The organism is Streptosporangium sp. NPDC020145 (assembly GCF_040631275.1).
Taxonomy (GTDB): Bacteria; Actinomycetota; Actinomycetes; order Streptosporangiales; family Streptosporangiaceae; genus Streptosporangium.
Genome location: NZ_JBEXZT010000002.1, coordinates 41,246 through 58,209 on the forward strand (window position 1 = coordinate 41,246; position 16,964 = coordinate 58,209).

At 71.6% G+C, this 16,964-nt stretch carries 17 protein-coding genes; 13 read left to right on the forward strand and 4 right to left on the reverse strand.

Going from position 1 to position 16,964, the window contains the following annotated elements; genetic code table 11:
• Positions 1-6: 6 nt before the first annotated feature.
• From ABZ463_RS02835 to ABZ463_RS02850, 4 genes are all read left to right on the forward strand, one after another.
• Positions 7-1,140, forward strand: coding sequence for a sensor histidine kinase (locus tag ABZ463_RS02835; protein ID WP_362772288.1), 1,134 nt, complete (start codon positions 7-9; stop codon positions 1,138-1,140).
• A complete protein-coding gene (locus tag ABZ463_RS02840) occupies positions 1,137-1,784 on the forward strand; it encodes a response regulator transcription factor (RefSeq protein ID WP_362772291.1) in 648 nt (215 codons plus the stop codon). Before ABZ463_RS02835 ends, ABZ463_RS02840 begins: the two co-directional genes overlap by 4 nt.
• Before the next feature lie 89 nt (positions 1,785-1,873).
• Positions 1,874-2,482: a Uma2 family endonuclease gene (locus tag ABZ463_RS02845; RefSeq protein WP_362772294.1), complete on the forward strand. Its 609-nt coding sequence runs from the start codon at positions 1,874-1,876 to the stop codon at positions 2,480-2,482.
• A 118-nt stretch (positions 2,483-2,600) separates the two neighbouring features.
• Complete coding sequence (locus tag ABZ463_RS02850; RefSeq protein ID WP_352009788.1) at positions 2,601-2,900, forward strand: hypothetical protein; 300 nt, start codon at positions 2,601-2,603, stop codon at positions 2,898-2,900.
• Between the two features lie 186 nt (positions 2,901-3,086).
• On the opposite strand, the gene ald is transcribed toward ABZ463_RS02850, so the two are convergent.
• Together ald and ABZ463_RS02860 are read right to left on the reverse strand one after the other, a co-directional pair.
• The gene (ald, locus tag ABZ463_RS02855; RefSeq protein WP_352009789.1) at positions 3,087-4,202 is read right to left on the reverse strand and encodes an alanine dehydrogenase; all 1,116 of its coding nucleotides are present in this window, start codon (positions 4,200-4,202) and stop codon (positions 3,087-3,089) included.
• Between the two features lie 115 nt (positions 4,203-4,317).
• Positions 4,318-5,712 (reverse strand): aspartate aminotransferase family protein, encoded by a 1,395-nt coding sequence (locus ABZ463_RS02860; protein WP_352009790.1) that lies wholly within the window; start codon positions 5,710-5,712, stop codon positions 4,318-4,320.
• A gap of 287 nt (positions 5,713-5,999) precedes the next feature.
• Between ABZ463_RS02860 and ABZ463_RS02865 the strand changes: the two genes are divergently transcribed.
• The 9 genes from ABZ463_RS02865 (at position 6,000) to ABZ463_RS02905 (ending at position 16,297) form a co-directional block, all read left to right on the forward strand.
• Positions 6,000-7,346: a M20/M25/M40 family metallo-hydrolase gene (locus ABZ463_RS02865; protein WP_352009791.1), complete on the forward strand. Its 1,347-nt coding sequence runs from the start codon at positions 6,000-6,002 to the stop codon at positions 7,344-7,346.
• A 96-nt stretch (positions 7,347-7,442) separates the two neighbouring features.
• The gene (locus tag ABZ463_RS02870) at positions 7,443-8,150 is read left to right on the forward strand and encodes an ATP-binding cassette domain-containing protein (protein ID WP_352009792.1); all 708 of its coding nucleotides are present in this window, start codon (positions 7,443-7,445) and stop codon (positions 8,148-8,150) included.
• Entirely contained in the window at positions 8,147-10,408 is a 2,262-nt protein-coding gene (locus tag ABZ463_RS02875) for a YhgE/Pip domain-containing protein (RefSeq protein WP_362772300.1), read from the forward strand. Before ABZ463_RS02870 ends, ABZ463_RS02875 begins: the two co-directional genes overlap by 4 nt.
• Positions 10,409-10,421: 13 nt before the next feature.
• Positions 10,422-11,042 carry a TetR/AcrR family transcriptional regulator gene (locus tag ABZ463_RS02880; protein WP_352009794.1) on the forward strand — a complete coding sequence of 207 codons (621 nt, stop codon included), beginning with the start codon at positions 10,422-10,424 and terminating at the stop codon, positions 11,040-11,042.
• Positions 11,043-11,166: 124 nt separating this feature from the next.
• Positions 11,167-12,996 (forward strand): substrate-binding and VWA domain-containing protein, encoded by a 1,830-nt coding sequence (locus tag ABZ463_RS02885; protein WP_362772303.1) that lies wholly within the window; start codon positions 11,167-11,169, stop codon positions 12,994-12,996.
• Positions 12,996-13,745 (forward strand): hypothetical protein, encoded by a 750-nt coding sequence (locus ABZ463_RS02890; RefSeq protein ID WP_362772306.1) that lies wholly within the window; start codon positions 12,996-12,998, stop codon positions 13,743-13,745. Before ABZ463_RS02885 ends, ABZ463_RS02890 begins: the two co-directional genes overlap by 1 nt.
• A gap of 16 nt (positions 13,746-13,761) precedes the next feature.
• Positions 13,762-14,526 (forward strand): PspA/IM30 family protein, encoded by a 765-nt coding sequence (locus ABZ463_RS02895; protein WP_352009797.1) that lies wholly within the window; start codon positions 13,762-13,764, stop codon positions 14,524-14,526.
• Between the two features lie 72 nt (positions 14,527-14,598).
• Positions 14,599-15,477, forward strand: a complete 879-nt coding sequence (locus ABZ463_RS02900) for a LysR family transcriptional regulator (RefSeq protein WP_362772310.1) — start codon at positions 14,599-14,601, stop codon at positions 15,475-15,477.
• A gap of 169 nt (positions 15,478-15,646) precedes the next feature.
• A complete protein-coding gene (locus ABZ463_RS02905) occupies positions 15,647-16,297 on the forward strand; it encodes a LysE family translocator (RefSeq protein WP_362772313.1) in 651 nt (216 codons plus the stop codon).
• 11 nt (positions 16,298-16,308) lie between these two features.
• On the opposite strand, the gene ABZ463_RS02910 is transcribed toward ABZ463_RS02905, so the two are convergent.
• Positions 16,309-16,584, reverse strand: a complete 276-nt coding sequence (locus ABZ463_RS02910; protein WP_362772316.1) for a hypothetical protein — start codon at positions 16,582-16,584, stop codon at positions 16,309-16,311.
• Positions 16,577-16,933, reverse strand: coding sequence for a DUF1622 domain-containing protein (locus ABZ463_RS02915; RefSeq protein ID WP_352009801.1), 357 nt, complete (start codon positions 16,931-16,933; stop codon positions 16,577-16,579). Before ABZ463_RS02915 ends, ABZ463_RS02910 begins: the two co-directional genes overlap by 8 nt.
• Positions 16,934-16,964: the final 31 nt, after the last annotated feature.

Here is a 16,964-nt window from a genome sequence, read left to right on the forward strand (position 1 = left end):
CTCACCGTGCGCGTCACCCGCCTTCCCCTTCCGCTGCTGCCGTTCCTGGTGGCCGTCGTCCAGGTCGCGGGCAGCACCGGGGCCCAGTGGAACCAGCTGCACAGCGCCGGGCTGATGCGGGTCCCGCTGGACGCCGTGGGATACGCGCTGCTGCTGACCGGCCCCCTCGCCCTGACCGTACGGCACCGCAACCCCGTCGTCAGCCTGGCCGTGACCCAGGTCGCGACCTGGGCGTACGTCGTCCTCGGATACTCCTACGGCCCCGTCTTCGCCAGCCCGGCCATCGCGCTCTACTGCGCCGTCTCCGCCGGGCACCGCAGGGCCGCCTGGCTGACCGGCGGGCTGATGTACGCCTTCCTCCTGTCCTACGCGACCTGGGCCGCCAACCTGCCGATCCCCTCCTGGTACCACAACCTGGCCGTGGCGGCCTTCATCGGCGTGGTGCTGGCGGCCGGCGAGTACACCAGGGCCAGGCGCGAGCGGATCGCCGAACGGAGGCGGGTCGAGGCCGAGGAGTCCCGGCGGCAGGCCAGCGAGGAGCGCCTGACCATGGCCCAGGAGCTGCACGACGTGCTGGCGCACAACATCTCCCTCATCCACGTGCAGGCCTCGACCGCCCTGCATCTCATCGACGACCACCCCGAGCAGGCCCGCACCGCGCTCACCACGATCAAACAGGCCTCCAAGGACGTGCTGACCGAGATGCGCTCGGTGATCAACGTGCTCCGCGAGGGCGCTCCCCGCTCCCCCACGGCCGGGCTCGACCGCCTCGACGAGCTCACCGGACGTGCCGAGCACGGCGGCCTGACGATCGAACGGCAGGTCGAGGGCCGGGTCAGGGCGCTGCCCCCGGGGACCGACCGGGCCGGGTACCGCATCGTCCAGGAGGCCCTGACCAACGCCGCCCGGCACGCTCCGGGCTCGACCGTCACCGTGCTCCTGCGGTACGGCCCGCGTGAGCTGCTGATCCGGGTCACCGACACCGGTGGCGTCGGCGCGGCCGAACCCCTGGGCGGCGGCAACGGCATCCCCGGCATGCGCGAACGCGCCACGGCCCTCGGCGGCACCCTGACCTCGGGCCCGCACGGACGGGGTTTCCGCGTCGAGGCCCGGCTGCCGATCCCGGAGGAACCCGCATGATCAAGATCGTTCTCGCCGACGACCAGGCGCTGGTCAGGGCCGGGTTCCGTGCCCTGCTGGACGCCCAGCCCGGGATGACCGTCGTGGCCGAGGCCTCCGACGGCGCCCAGGCGCTGCGCCTTGCCGCCGAGCACCGGCCCGACGTGGTGCTGATGGACATCAGGATGCCCGGCATGGACGGCCTGACCGCGACCAGGGAGATGCCCCCGGGGCCGCGGATCATCATCCTGACCACCTTCGAACTCGACGAGTACGTCTTCGAGGCGCTGCGCAACGGCGCCAGCGGGTTCCTCGTCAAGGACACCGAGCCGGCCGAGCTCATCCAGGCCGTCCGCGTCGTCGCCGCCGGGGACGCGCTGCTGTCCCCCGGGGTGACCCGCCGTCTGATCGCCGAGTACGCCAGCCGGGCCAAGGCGCCGCACCCCTCCCAGGACCTCTCCCTGCTCACCGAGCGTGAACGGGAGGTCCTCACCCTGGTCGGCACCGGCATGACCAACGACGAGATCGCCCAGCGGCTCTTCATGAGCCCCGCGACCGCCAAGACGCACGTGAGCCGGACCATGATGAAACTGCACGCCCGCGACCGCGCCCAGCTCGTCGTCATCGCCTACGAGTCCGGCCTGGTCCGCCCCGGCTGGCTGTGATCGTTTTCAGGGAAAACCCATGCCCGCACGGCATGTCGGCGATACCCTGCGTGTTCCCAAGGACACGAAGGGAAACAATCGTGCTCATGATGTCACGACGGCGCCCCGCCACTCTGAGGCCCACTCCCGAAACCGCGTCCCACCCCCTGCCCGGGACGCCACGCGAACTGTTCGAGGCCCTCCCCCAGCTTCCCGGGCTTCGCACCGAGATCATCGACGGGAGACTCATAGTGAGCCCGGTGGGCACCCCCGAACACGCCAGGATCGCGATGCGCCTGTACGGCGCGCTTCTTCCTCTCATCGAGGAGAAGGGTTGGGACGGCTTCAGCGGAAACGTCGACGTCTGCATCGACGGGCCTCGCGACCCCGTGGAGCCCGACTTCGTGCTCGCCCCGCCCGACTGCCCCCGTTGGGGAGAGCGGGAGCTGCTGTCGTCCGGTCTCATCATGGTGGCCGAGATCGTCTCGCCCGGCAGTGTCGCCGACGACCGTGACAGGAAGCCCGGCGTCTACGCCCTCGGCGAGGTCCCGGTGATGGTCATCATCGACCCCGTGGCCACCCCGGCGACCGTGACGGTCCTCAGCGACCCCAAGGAGGGGGCCTACCTGACCTCGACCCGGGTCGCGATGGGCTCGCCCGTGCACCTGCCGGAACCGGTCGGCTTCACATTGGACACCTCGGTCTTCGTGCGCTCCTGAGCGGGTCGTATCCACCCCGGCCCCGGATACGCCCGGCGCCGTACGCCGTGATGGGACGTGGGGGCGATTGCCCGTCACGTCCCGCACGGGAGGGTGGAGACGTCGAAGGAGGTAGAAGATGAACGTTCTCGCCGTGGGTCACGAGGTCGTCGCGGCGGCTCCGCCGTGGGGGTGGCACGTGCCCTGGTGGCCGGTCTTCCCGGTGTTCTGGGTGCTGGTGTGGGCCGGGGTCGCGACGCTGGTGGTGCGGGCCCGGCGCCGGGGTCTGGGGCCGTGGCGGCGTCCTGAGGTCCAGACGCCCCAGGAGGGCACAACGGCGGCGGCCGAGCGGATTCTCGCCGAGCGGTATGCCAGGGGCGAGCTCGGTGCCGAGGAGTATTTCGAGCGGATGTCGGTGCTCAGAAGCGGCGCTCTCTGAGAAGCGCTGGCACCTGGGGACAACCCGGCCGTGACATTCCGCCGTTCGAACTCGGCACTATATGCGGAGAATTGGCGGCCGAAAACGGCTTTCCCGCGCGGAATCGAAGCGCGGGGCCGTACGCGGAGAGAGGGGGGCCGTGTCCCGCGCGCCGGGAGCGCGGGGCACGGTCACGGTGTGGAACGGTCAGTCGGCGATGACCTGCGAGACCGGGGTGTACGGCAGGCCGAGGGACTGGGCGACCTGGTCGTTGGTGAGCAGGCCCGCGTGGGTGTTGAGGCCCGGCGCCAGGCCCGCGTCCTGCTGCAGGGCCGACTTCCACCCGAGGCCCGCGAGCTTGACCGCGTAGGGCAGCGTCGCGTTGGTCAGGGCGTAGGTGGAGGTGTTGGCCACCGAACCGGGCATGTTGGCCACGCAGTAGAAGACCGAGTTGTGGACCTGGTAGGTCGGGTCGGCGTGGGTGGTCGGCCTGGAGTCCTCGAAGCAACCGCCCTGGTCGATGGCGATGTCCACCAGGACCGAACCCGGCTTCATCCTGGAGACCAGCTCGTTGGAGACGAGGGTCGGCGCCTTGGCCCCGGGGATCAGCACGGCGCCGATGACCAGGTCGGCCTCAAGGACCTCCTTCTCGATGGCGTAGGAGGTCGAGACGAGGGTCTTCAGCCGCCCCTGATAGACGGCGTCGATGAAGCGCAGCCGGTCGACGTTGAGGTCGAGGACGGTGACGTCCGCCCCCATGCCGACCGCGATCTGCGCGGCGTTGAGGCCGGAGACGCCGCCGCCGATGACGACGACCTTGGCCGGGGCCACACCGGGCACGCCGCCGGGCAGCACGCCCCTGCCGCCGTTGAAGCGCATCAGGTTGTAGGCACCGACCTGCGGGGCCAGGCGGCCCGCGACCTCCGACATCGGGGCGAGCAGCGGCAGGGTGCCGCCGACCTGCACGGTCTCGTAGGCGATACCGGTGACCTGCTGCCTTAACAGGGCCTCGGTGCACTCGGGGCCCGCGGCCAGGTGCAGGTAGGTGAAGAGCACCTGCCCCTGACGCATGCGGTGGTACTCCTCGGCGATCGGCTCCTTGACCTTGAGGATCATGTCCGCCTCACCCCACACCTCGTCAGCGGTGTCGAGGATCTTGGCTCCGGCGAACAGGTACTCCTCGTCGGTCAGGTGCGAGCCGAGACCCGCGCCGCGCTGGACGTAGACGTCGTGGCCGTGTCGTACCAGCTCGTGGACGCCCGCCGGAGTAGCGGCGACGCGGTACTCGTGGTTCTTGACCTCGGCAGGCACGCCGATCTTCATAATCGGTCCTTTCAGCTTCCAAAGGATGTCACCGCATGGCCCGCTGAACGTGGTGACGTTTCAGCGAATGCCGTGACGATTGGGTGAGATCCATTGTGCTGCTGCCAGGGTGAAGTCAGAGCCGATTCCACGCTTCTGTCAGAACCGACCGCAGAATCGACTCGATCTCGTCGAACTCCTTGGGGCCGCAGATGAGCGGCGGGGCGAGCTGGATGACCGGGTCGCCCCGGTCGTCGGCCCGGCAGTACAGCCCGGCCTCGTACAGGGCCGAGGACAGATAGCCCCGGATGAGGCGTTCCGACTCCTCCAGGTCGAAGGTCTGCTTGGTCGTCCTGTCCTTGACCAGTTCGATGCCCCAGAAGTAGCCGGACCCGCGCACGTCGCCGACGATCGGCAGGTCCCGCAGGCGTTCCAGGGTGGCGCGGAAGACCGGCTCGTTGCGGGTCACGTGGCCGAGCAGGTCCTCGCGCTCGAACAGGTCGAGGTTGGCCAGGGCCACGGCGGCGGAGACCGGGTGGCCGCCGAAGGTGTAGCCGTGGGCGAACATCTCGGTGCCGTCCTTGAACGGCTCGAAGAGGCGCTCCGAGGCGATCATGGCGCCGATCGGTGAGTAGCCGCTGGTCATGCCCTTGGCGCAGGTGATGATGTCGGGGACGTAGTCGAACTTCTGCCCGCCGAACATGGTGCCGAGGCGGCCGAAGGCGCAGATGACCTCGTCGGAGACGAGCAGGACGTCGTACTCGTCGCAGATCTCGCGCAGGCGCTGGAAGTATCCGGGCGGGGGCGGGAAGCAGCCGCCCGCGTTCTGCACCGGCTCGACGAAGACGGCGGCCACGGTGTCGGGGCCCTCCATCTCGATGGCCCTGGCGACGCGTTCCGCGGCCCAGTGGCCGTACTGCTCAGGGGTCATGCCGGGCACGCCGGTGATCTCGTCGGCGCGGTAGTGGTTGGTGTTCGGCACCCGGATCGAGCCGGGGACCAGGGGCTCGAACATCTGCTTGAAGGCCGGGATGCCGGTGATCGACAGGGCGCCCTGGGGGGTGCCGTGGTAGGCGATCTGGCGGCTGATGACCTTGTGCTTGAGCGGCCTTCCGGTGATCTTGAAGTACTGCTTGGCGAGCTTCCAGGCGGTCTCGACGGCCTCGCCGCCGCCGGTGGTGAAGAAGACCCGGTTGAGGTCGCCCGGGGTCTGCTCGGCCAGCCGCTGCGCCAGTTCCGCGGCCTTGGGGTGGGCGTAGGACCACAGCGGGAAGAAGGCCATCTCCTGCGCCTGCTTGGCCGCGGCCTCGGCCAGTTCGCTGCGGCCGTGGCCCGCCTGGACCACGAACAGCCCGGCCAGGCCGTCGAGGTAGCGCTTGCCGTGGATGTCGTAGACGTAGCTGCCCTCGCCTCGCACGATCATCGGCATCTCCGCGTCCCGATAGGAGCCGTGCCGGGTGAAGTGCAGCCACAGGTTGTCCTGCGCGGCCTTCATGATCGAGGCGACGTCGGTGTTTTCGGGGTGGTTCATGGCGATCTTCCCTCGATGAGCTGGGCTCCCCACAGTCTGCACGCCGAACATCACCTTGCCAAGTGAAAACGTGGCAACGGACTGCAATGACATCGGAATCCGCAATGACATCCCACGACATCAACGAAATCCGCGAGCGCGGCCCATGCCGCTCCGGTCTCCGGGTTCCGTCCCACGGAATGAGACGCGAAACCATTGGACGATGGAAACGGACACCAATGACGAAGGGTCGTCCACTCGTTGTGATCCAATAGGACGGACCAGATGTTGAGATGCGAGGGAACGTTGTGACTCCTGACGAGATCGAGGGCGCCGTCGCCGCGGGACTGCCCCAGGCGGTCGAGGACCTCAAGCGCCTCGTCGCCATCCCCTCCGTGGCCTTCCCCGGCCACCCGGAGGAGCCGGTGTTCGCCGCCGCCGCGGTGACCGAGGAACTGCTGCGCAGTACGGGATTGCCGCACGTCCAGCAGGTACCGGTCCCAGGGAGCTTCCCCGCCGTCTACGCCGAGGCTCCCGCTCCGCCCGGCGCGCCGACCGTCCTGCTGTACGCGCACTACGACGTGCAGCCCGCGGGCGACCCCGCGCTGTGGCGCACCCCGGCCTTCGAGCCGACCGAGATCAACGGCGCCATCCACGGACGCGGCGCCGCCGACGACAAGTCCGGCGTCATCACGCACGTCGCCGCGCTGCGCGCCTTCAGGGGCCGTTTCCCGGTGGGCGTCAAGGTGATCGTCGAGGGCCAGGAGGAGTACGCCGGGGAGCGCCTTGAGTCCTTCATCGAGCACAACCCCGAACTGGTCCGCGCGGACGCGATCGTGGTCGCCGACACCGGCAACCCCCGCGTCGGCGACCCGGCGGTGACCACCTCGCTGCGCGGCATGGCCGCCTTCACCGTCGAGGTGCGCACGCTGCGCGAGTCGCTGCACAGCGGCTCGTTCGGCGGTGCCGCCCCCGACGCGCTGGCCGCGCTGATCCGGATGCTCGCCTCCCTGCACGACGACCACGGCGACATCCGCGTCCCCGGCCTGCCCCGTGGCACCTTCCTGGGCACCGGCCCCTCCGAGGAGGACTTCAGGGCGACGGCGGGCGTGCTCGACGACGTCTCCCTGGTCGGCTCGGGCTCGCTGGCCGACCGGCTGTGGGCCTCCTACGCCATCACGGTCACCGGCCTGGACGTGCCGACCGTCTCCGGCGCCATCAGCGCCGTCCAGCCCGTCGCCAGGGCGCGGGTGACCGTACGGGTGCCCCCGGCGGGCGACCCGAAGGCCACGACCGAGGCCGTGCTCGACTTCCTGCGGCAGGTCGCCCCCTGGGGGGTCAGGGTGAGCTTCAGCGACCACGTGCTCGGCTCCGGCTTCCTCGCCGACACCGGCGGCGTCGCCCGCTCCGCGCTGAACCGGGCCATGGAGCGCGCCTACGGCAGGCCGCCGCGCGACGTCGGGGCGGGCGGTTCGATCCCGCTGGTCTCCACGCTCGTCAGGCAGTTCCCCGCCGCCTCGATCCTGCTCTTCGGCGCCGAGGACGACGACGCCTCGATCCACGCGCCCAACGAGCGTGTCGTCATCGAGGAGCTGCGCCGTACGATCGCCACGGAGGCGCTCTTCCTCCAGGAGTACGGCTCCGCCCCCTTCTGACCTGCGGTGACGCGAAAGGCCCCGCCCGGGAACGGGCGGGGTTTTTCGTTGTGTTAGTTTTTGTACTGACTGGTCAGTTTGAAACGTGGAGGCGAGATGTTCACCGGGGTGGCGGTGCGCGCCGACGACCTTTCCCTCAGGGGCGGGCACGGCTGGGTCTACCGCGAGGTCACCGCCGAGGCCGCCCCCGGCGCGCTCACGGCCGTCGCCGGACAGGCGGGCAGCGGGCGTACCAGCCTCCTGCTGACCCTGGCCGGCCGGATGAAACCCACCGCGGGCACACTCACGGTCGCCGGAAGGCACACGCCCAGGACCATCAGGCGGGTGGCCGCGCTCGGCCTGGTCGACGGGGTCAACGACCTGGATCCCGCGCTGTCGGTCGCCGAGCACCTGCGTGAGCGGGCACGGGGTCCTCTGGGGTCACGGCGGGGCGGCCGGCAGGAGACACGGGCGGGCGTCGCGCTCGAACTGGCCGGCCTCGAACGCTCCCCCGGTGACAGGACCCTGGTGCGGGCCCTGGACCGCGAACAGCGTGTACGGCTCGGCCTCGCCCTCGCCCTGCTCGACGAACCGGGACTGCTCGTCCTCGACAACGTGGACACCGGGCTCGACGCGGTACGGCGCGCGGCGCTCTGGGCGACGCTCACCGGACTGGCCGCGCTGGGCCTGACCGTCTTCGCCGCGTGCACCGAACCCCCCGAGCCCCCGCGGGCCGGTGGAACCCTCGAAACCACCACGACCCCCGGGGCCGCCAAGGCGCGCCCGGTTGGGACGCTGCGCCTGCCGGGCCAGGAGGAACGATGAGATCACTTCGGCTGGGCGACCTGGAGCTGCGGCGTTTCACCCGGTCACGGCTGACCAGGGCGGCGCTGGCGGGGGTCGTGATGCTGCCGCTGCTGTACGCCGGGCTGTACCTGTGGTCGTTCTGGGACCCGCAGGGCAACCTCGGTGACATCCCGGTCGCGCTGGTCGTCGAGGACCGGCCCGCGACCGTGGACGGGAAGACGGTCGACGCGGGCCGGGAGCTGGCCGACAGGCTGCGTGAGCGCGAGGTCTTCGACTGGCACACGACCGACGCGCGGCAGGCTCTGGACGGCGTCAACGACGGCCGTTTCTACCTGTCGCTGACCATCCCCGCCGACTTCAGCGCCAGGCTCGCCTCCCCCTCAGGGGAGGGCGCGCCCACCCCGGCCGAGCTGGGCGTGCGGGTGGACACCGGCCGCAGCTACGTCATGCGCACGATCTCCGACGCGGTGTTCGCCGAGGTCAGGGAGTCCGCGGGCCGTACGGCGCTGAAGGACTACTGGGACCGGGTCTTCGTCTCCTTCGGAGAGCTGCACGAGGCGACGGCCAAGGCCGCCGACGGCGCGGGCGAGCTGCGCGACGGCGCGGCCAAGGCGGGCGAGGGCGCCTCCGCCCTGGACACCGGTCTCGACAAGGCCAAGGACGGCACCGGCAGGCTCGTCACCGGCCTGAGCGGCGCGAACGCGGCGACCGGCAAGCTCTCCTCGGGGGCGGCCGAACTTGCGGGCGGGCTGGGCAGGGCACGCGACGGCGCGCGTGAGCTCGGCCGGGGCCTGGACAGGCTCGGCGACGGCGCGAAACGGGTCGCGGCGGGCAACGCCAAGGTCCACCGGCAGGTCCGCGCCCAGATCGCGGCGCTCGACAGGGCGGCAGGCGAGCTGACCAGGCTGCTCGACGCCAACGGCGCGCGGCTGCGGTCCCTGGCCCAGGCCGTCGAGCGGGACGCGGCTCTGCTCGCGGACGGCTCGGGCGGGTCGGGCGGGCGGGTCTCCGGCCAGGCCGCGCAGCAGGCACGGCGGCTGCAGAACTGGATCGCCGCCAACCCGGAGGCCGACTCCGCGCTGCGCGGCATCGCCGACCGGCTCTCCGCCTCGACCCAGGCGGGCGAGCCCTCGGGCCCCGCACGTGACGGACAGACCGCGGCCAGGCTGCGGCGGGACGCGCGGCGCGTCTCCGAACTCGCGGGCCGCGCCGCCGAGATCGCCCCCTCCGCGGGCGCCCGCCTCGAACGGGCCAGGAAGGCCGTGAAACAGCTGGAGGCGGGCCTCGGCGAACTGGCCGCGGGCTCGGCCAAGGTCAGCGCCGGACTCGGCAAGGCGGGTACGGCAGGTGGCCGGCTCACCTCCGGCCTGACGAGGCTCGGCACCGGAGCCGACCGCCTCAGCCAGGGCCTGTCCCGGCTCGACGGCGGCATCGTCAGGCTGAGCGACGGCGCGACCAGGGTGGACAGCGGCGTCGGCAGGCTGAGCCGGGGCGCCGGAGAGCTGAGCGACGGCCTCGGCAAGCTGGCCGACGGGTCGAAGGAGCTGAGCGACAAACTCGGCGAGGGCGCGGCCCGCATCCCCGACTACGACGGGGACGAGCGCGCGCGGCGCGCCGACATGATGAGCGAACCGGTCAGGCTGGCCAGCCAGGTCCTCAACCGGGTGCCGAACTACGGCACCGGCTTCGCGCCCTTCTTCGTCCCGCTGGCGCTGTGGGTCGGCGCGATGGTGAGCTACATGGTGCTGCGCCCGCTCAACCCGCGCCTGCTCGCCGGTACGGCTCCCGCCTGGCGGATCGCCCTCGCGGGCTGGCTTCCCGGGGTCGCCCTGGGCGCGGCGCAGGTCGGCGTGCTGCTGGCCGTGATCAGGTTCGGGCTCGGCATGGAGGCCGCGCACTGGGCCGGGGTCGTGGGCGTCCTGCTGCTGACCACGGCGGCGTTCCTGGCGATCGTGCAGGCGGTCAACGCCCTGCTCGGGCCACCGGGACGGGTCGCGGTGCTGGCGCTGCTGATGCTCCAGCTCACCTCGGCCGCGGGAACCTACCCCATCGAGACCTCACCGGGTTTCTTCAGGGCGATCTCGCCGTGGCTGCCGATGAGCTGGGTGGTCAGCGCGCTGCGCAGGCTGATCGGCGGCGGTGACCTGACCGTCGCCTGGCAGGCCTGCGGGGTGCTGGCCCTGTTCACCGTCCTGGGCCTGGCCCTGAGCGTCTACGCGGTGCACCGGGGCCGTACCTGGACCATGCGCCGCCTGCACCCGGAGCTGGCGCTGTGACTACGGTTGGCGCATGACGAGACAGCGGGCCGCGGGCGGGGAGGACGGCCGCAGGGCCGCGACACGGCTTCGGCTGTTCGGCGCGGCGGTCGAGGTGATCGCCGAGGACGGCTACGCGGCGGCGACCGTCGAGGCGATCGCCGAACGGGCCGGGGTGGCCAAGGGCACGGTCTTCTACAACTTCGGCAGCAAGGACGGGCTCTTCACCGCCCTGCTCGAACACGGCATCCGGCAACTGGCGGAGACGATGACCCGGGCGGCCCAGGCCCAGGAGAGCCCGCTGGAGGCGCTGGACGCGGTGATCATGGCGCAGCTGCGCTTCTTCGAGGAGTACGCGGCCTTCGCCCGGGTGCTGCTGACCGAGATGTGGCGTACGGCCTGGCAGGAGACGATCGCCACGCTCAGGCGGGAGGTGCTGGGCGTCTACGCGGACACGCTGCGCGAGGCGGTCATCCGGGGAACGGTCCGCGCTGACCTGGACGTGGAGACCGCGGCGACCGCGCTGTTCGGCATGGTCCTGACCACCTCGATCGAGCGCAGGGCGCTGCATCCCACCCGCCCGGTCGAACAGTTGCACGCCACCCTCGTCGACCTCGTCCACGGACGGGTAGCCGATCACCTCTTGTCCGAGTAAAACGGTTCTTCCTACGATCGTCTGACGATGCACCGGCTCTTCGCCCTTGATCGCGGATCACGGTTCCCGCCGGGGCGGTGGCGAACTCCGCGTCGGACAGACACCACCATCCTCGGGAGGCCGGGTGCAGCAGCCGCAGCGACGACGCAGGAACGTCGCCCCGTTCGTCATCGCGATCCTCGTCGCCGGCAGCCTGATCGTCGGCCTGCGGCTGTTCATCGGAGCCCGGGACGACGAGGGCGGCGGAGGCGGCGAATCCCGGAAGGGCACCGAAACCGCGGCGGCCTGCGACGGCGAGGGGATACGGCTGACCGTGGCCGCCTCCCTTGAGAAGGCCGAGCTGCTGAGGAAGATGGCGGCCGGCTACAGCGGCAGGAAGGTCGGCGGCCGGTGCGCCGAGATCGCCGTGACCAGGTCGAGCGGCGGCCTGATCCAGGCGCTCGCCAGAGGCTGGGACGAGGGACGGGACGGCCCGCGCCCCGACGTCTGGTCTCCGGCGAGCAGCAGCTGGATCGCCCTGCTCAGGCAGCGCGCCGCCGCGGCGGACACCGCCTCCCCCGTCGCCGACGACAACCCGTCGATCGCCAAGACGCCGCTGGTCATCGCGATGCCCAAGCCGATGGCCGAGGCGCTCGGCTGGCCGGGCAAGAAACTCGGCTGGTCCGACCTGCTCGAACTGTCGAAGAGCTCGTGGGCCAAGTACGGCCATCCCGAGTGGGGCGCCTTCCGGCTGGGCAAGACCAACCCCAACTTCTCGACCAGTGGCCTGAACGCCACCATCGGCACCTACTTCGCGGCCACCGGCCTGTCGGGCGACCTGTCCGAGCACAACGTGGCCGACCCCGCGGCGCGGGAGTTCGTGCGGGGGGTCGAGCACTCGATCGTGCACTACGGCGACACGACGCTGACGTTCCTGTCGAACCTGCAGCGGGCCGACGACGCCGGGACCGGCCTGAGCTACATCTCCGCCGTGGCCGTCGAGGAGAAGTCCGTCTGGGACTACAACGAGGGCAACCCGACCGGCGACCCCACGACGCTCGGCGAGCACGGCAAACCCAAGGTGCCGCTGGTCGCGATCTACCCCAAGGAGGGCACCCTCTACTCGGACAACCCGTACGCGGTGCTGACCACGCCGTGGGTGGACGACGCCAAGCGCGCCGTGGCCGCCGACTTCCTGGCCTACCTCCAGGCGGCGCCGCAGCAGAAGCAGTTCACCGACCACGCCTTCAGGTCGCACGACGGCAAGCCCGGCGGGCTCATCACCCAGGCGAACGGGCTGCTGCCCGCCGAACCGGGGAACACGCTCAGCCCGCCCGCCCCCAACGTGCTCGACAAGGTGCTGTCCAGCTGGGCCGAGTTGCGCAAGCCCGCCAACGTGCTCATGGTGATCGACGTCTCCGGCTCGATGGGCGCCCAGGTGCCCGGCACGGGCAGGAGCAAGCTCGAACTCGCCAAGCAGGCGGCCGTCAACGCGCTGCCCCAGTTCGGGCCGCACGACCAGGTCGGCCTGTGGATGTTCTCGACCGAGCGGGACGGCGCCAAGGACCATCTGGAGCTGGCCCCGATGGCGACCGTCGACGACGCCCAGCGCAAGCGGCTGCGGGCCAGGCTCGGCGGGCTGACCCCGGACGGCGGGACCGGCCTGTACGACACGGCGATGGCCGCCTACCAGCACGTGCGCGGGCGGCACAGCGGTGACGCGATCAACGCGGTCGTCTTCCTCACCGACGGCAGGAACGAGGACAACAACAGTCTCTCCCTGGACAAACTGCTGGCCGGGCTGCGCACCGAACCGTCCGGGGAGTCGGTGCGGATGTTCACCATCGCCTACGGCCAGGACGCCGACCTCGGCGTGCTCAGGCAGATCTCCCAGATGACGAACGCCGCCGCCTACGACTCCAGGGAGCCGGGGAGCATCGACCAGGTGTTCACCGCGGTGGTGTCCAACTTCTGATGTCCCGGCTCGGTGAGGAACTACGCGACCCGTGGGGGCTGCTGCTCGGTGTGACCGCGGCGGGCGCCGCCTGGGCCGTGAACGTGCCCCCGGCGGCCGCCGTTTTCGTCGGGGCCGCCGTCTGGCTGACCAAGGTGGGCAGCGCCGTCCTGCAGGGCCGGGGCGGCGGCCGTACGGCGACCGTCACCTCGGGCAGCCAGGAGGAGCGGTGGCTGCGGCGGGCGGAGGAGGCGACGCGGAGCTTCGACGAACTGGGCGCCTCGATGGGGGACGGCCCGCTGGCCGGGCGGGTCGCGCTGATGCGTCCCCAGGTGGACGACGCGATGGCCGCCCTGCGGCGGCTGGCCCAGCAGGCGTCGCTGGCCTGTGCCGCGCTGGACAGGTTCGACCTCGACCAGCTCATGCGGGAGCGCCTCCGGCTGACCGGCGCCAGGGAGCAGGCCAGGAAGGAGGTCGTCGAGGACATCGACCGCGCGCTCTCCTCGCTGGCCGCCCAGCTTGAGGTGGTCGACCGGCTCGCGGAGACCAGGGACCGGGCGCTCGCCCGGATGGAGTCGAGCACGATCAGCATCGAGGGGCTCCTGGCGCGGGTGGTCGAGCTGGCGGCGACGTCGGCCACCGGGGTCCTGGACCCGGCGCGGGTGCTCGACGAGCTGGCCGCCGGGCTCGAAGGGGTCCGCGTGGGCCTGCGTGAAACCGAACAGATCACTCGCGACGCGCTGGACCGGCAGCCCCCTCCGGAGCGGTAATCGGTAAGGAGTCCCCATGTTCGCACTCGTCCGCAGGGCCTGGCGCCATCTCGTCTTCGCCCTGTCCGGCAGGCTCTCCGAGCTGTCCGACCCCCGGGTCCAGATCGAGCAGGCCGTACAGGAGGCCAGGGAACGGCACCGGGTGCTGACCCAGCGGGCGGCCTCGGTCATCGGCAACGAGCACGAACTTGAGCTGCGGCTCACCCGCGCGACGGAGGAGACGGACCGTCTCCAGGAGAACGCCCGCCAGGCGGTCCTGCTGGCCGAGGGGTCCAGGGCCGCAGGGGAGGAGGCCAAGGCCCGTTCCTACGAGGAGTCGGCCCGCGCCTTCGCCTCCCGGCTCGTCGCCGCTGAGGACTCGCTGCGGGACACCCGGCTCATGTACGAGCGCGCGCGGCAGGCCTCCGACCAGGCCCGCGCGGCCGTCGACACCAACGCCGCCGCCCTGCAGCGCACGCTCACCGAACGGATGCGCCTGCTGTCGCAGCTCGACCAGGCCGAGATGCAGGAACAGCTCAACAGGGCCATGGGTGAGCTGTCCGGGCTTGGCCCCGCCGGGGAGACCCCGACCCTCGGGGAGGTCAGGGAGAGGATCGACAAACGGTACGCCCGTGCCCTCGGTGAGGCGGAGCTGACCACGGGCTCCGTCGAGGCCAGGATGCTGGAGGTCGAGCGCGCCACCCTCGACGTCGAGGGCGCCGCCCGCCTTGAGGACATCAGGCGCGGTCTCGGCCTCGGCCGGGAGGAGGGGCCGGGGGATCAGCCGACCGGCAGGTCATAGGCACGGCATGGCCGTACCAATGCATAACGTCCAGTGCCTGTCTTTCCGCTGATTCATCGATAACTTTGATACATGCTCGACGTCGTACGGCTTCGTGTCCTGGCCGCCGTCGCACGGCACGGCTCGGTGACCGCCGCCGCCAGGGAACTGCACTACTCCCAGCCCTCCGTCAGCCACCATCTCGCCCGGCTCGAAGCCGAGACCGGGGCCAAACTGATCCAGCGGGCGGGCCGGGGCATCCGGCTCACCGAGGCGGGGCGCCTGCTGGCCGAACGGGCCGCCGAGATCGTCGGCCGCATCGACTCCGCCGCCGCCGAACTCTCCGCGCACGTCGGCCTGCGCGCGGGCCGGGTCAGGCTGGCCGCCTTCCCCGCGGCGCTCGGCACGTTCGTGCCCGGGGCGGTCTCGCTGCTCGCCAGGGAGCATCCGGGACTCGAACTGCGCCTGACCGAGACCGAACCGCACGAGGCGCTGCGGATGCTCCGCGCCGGCCACGTGGACGTGGCGGTCGTCTTCCACCACTCCGGCACCGGCGCCGAGGCCGAGGGCGTCCGGCTGACCCACCTGATGGACGACCCCGGCTACCTGGTCACCTCGGGTGTGCCCGGCGACCTGTCCGCGCACCGGGACTCCCCGTGGATCGGGGGTTGCGACCGGTGCCGCGGCCCCCTGCTGCGGTTGTGCGCGCGTGCGGGCTTCGCTCCGGACATCTCCTTCACCACCGACGACGTCGTCGCCGCCCAGGCCCTCGTCGCCGCCGGGATGGGGGTGACGCTCCTGCCGGGCCTGGCCCTGCGCGCGCACCGCAACCCGGGGGTCAACGCGGTCAAGGTGCCCGGCTCGACCCGGCACATCCACGCCGCCACGTACGGCGAGCCGCCCCCTCCCCCGGCGACGGCCGCCCTGCTGACCGCCCTGACCGCCGCGGCCCGCGCGACCGACGTCCCCTGAGGCGGAGCCGTACGGCCAGGCCGCGACCCAGGCCGCGGCCCCGGACAAGGCCCTGGACGAGGCCGTACGGCCAGGCCGCGATCCCGAGCCGGGCCGTACGGCTCCGGGCGGGGCCGTACGGTGGAAAAACCTGAGGCGAACGGCCAGGTCACCCCTCTACGATCCGGATATGCCGGACCTGACGACGCTCGCTCTCTTCACCGCGGCGACCCTCGCCCTGCTGCTCGTACCGGGCCCCGCGGTCCTGTACATCGTGACCCGCAGCGTCGCCCAGGGCCGTACCGCGGGCATGTTGTCGGTGATGGGCATCCACCTGGGCTCCGTGGTCCACGTGGCCGCCGCCGCCCTGGGCATCAGCGCGCTGCTGGCCGCCTCCGCGACCGCGTTCACCGTGGTGAAGTACCTGGGCGCGGCCTACCTGGTCTGGCTCGGCGTCCGCAAGCTGATGGCGGCCCGTACCGAGGGCGACGCCCCCGCCGAACTCGGGACCGCCTCCAGGTCGCGGCTGTTCTGGGAGGGCTTCGTGGTCAACGTGCTGAACCCGAAGACCGCGATCTTCTTCCTGGCCTTCCTCCCGCACTTCACCGACCCCGCCCGGGGCCCGATCGCGCCGCAGATCGTGGTGCTCGGCCTGATCTGGATCGTGCTGGGCCTCACGAGCGACGGGGCCTTCGCCCTGCTCTCCTCCGCGCTCGCCGGACGCCTGCGCGGCTCGGCCCGTGCCCGGCGCCGCCTGAACGTCACCAGCGGCGTCGTCTATCTCGGCCTGGGAGCCGTCGCGGCGTTCACCGGCGAGAGCGCCCAGGCCGCCAGGGCCTGAGGGCGGGTCCCTCAACGGGTCTCGGCGGGCGTTCGCGGCCGAGGCGTTCGCGGCCGGGTCAGGAAGCCCGCCACGACGACCTTGCGGACCACCACCGTGAACGCCGCCAGGGCGATCGCCGTCCACGTCTGGGCCCGCGACAGGCGCAGCAGTCCCGCCGCGACGAGGAAGTCGAGCAGCACCGCCATCGCGCCCCCGGGTCCGCCGCCACGCGCCAGCACGGCGAACGAGGCGGCCAGTCCCATGGTGACGATCAGGACGACGGCTGTCCCGAGGAGGTCAGCCATCGCCGATCATGCTCCTCTCCCGCTCGATCTCCCTGCTCAGGAAGAAGTTCAGCGCGGTCCTGATCGTCGCGATCGCCGCCAGTTGCCCGATCTGGGCGAAGCTCGGTGAGACGGCCGTCCGCAGCACGTCACCGGCCAGCTGGAACTCCAGCCCCAGCGCGAGGAATCTGCCCAGGAACAGCCGGACGGTGACGAACCCATCACCGTCCCCGCGCACCGCGGCCAGCAGGAACCGCGCGAAGGCCGTGACCGCCCCGGCGAAGATGACGATCGCGCCCGCCGCCTCGACGAGACGGACGAGCAGGTTGACGACCTCCCCGAGGCTCTCCTCCGGCAGGAGATCAGGCATGTGGTGCTGGTACCCGCTGACCCACGGGCCA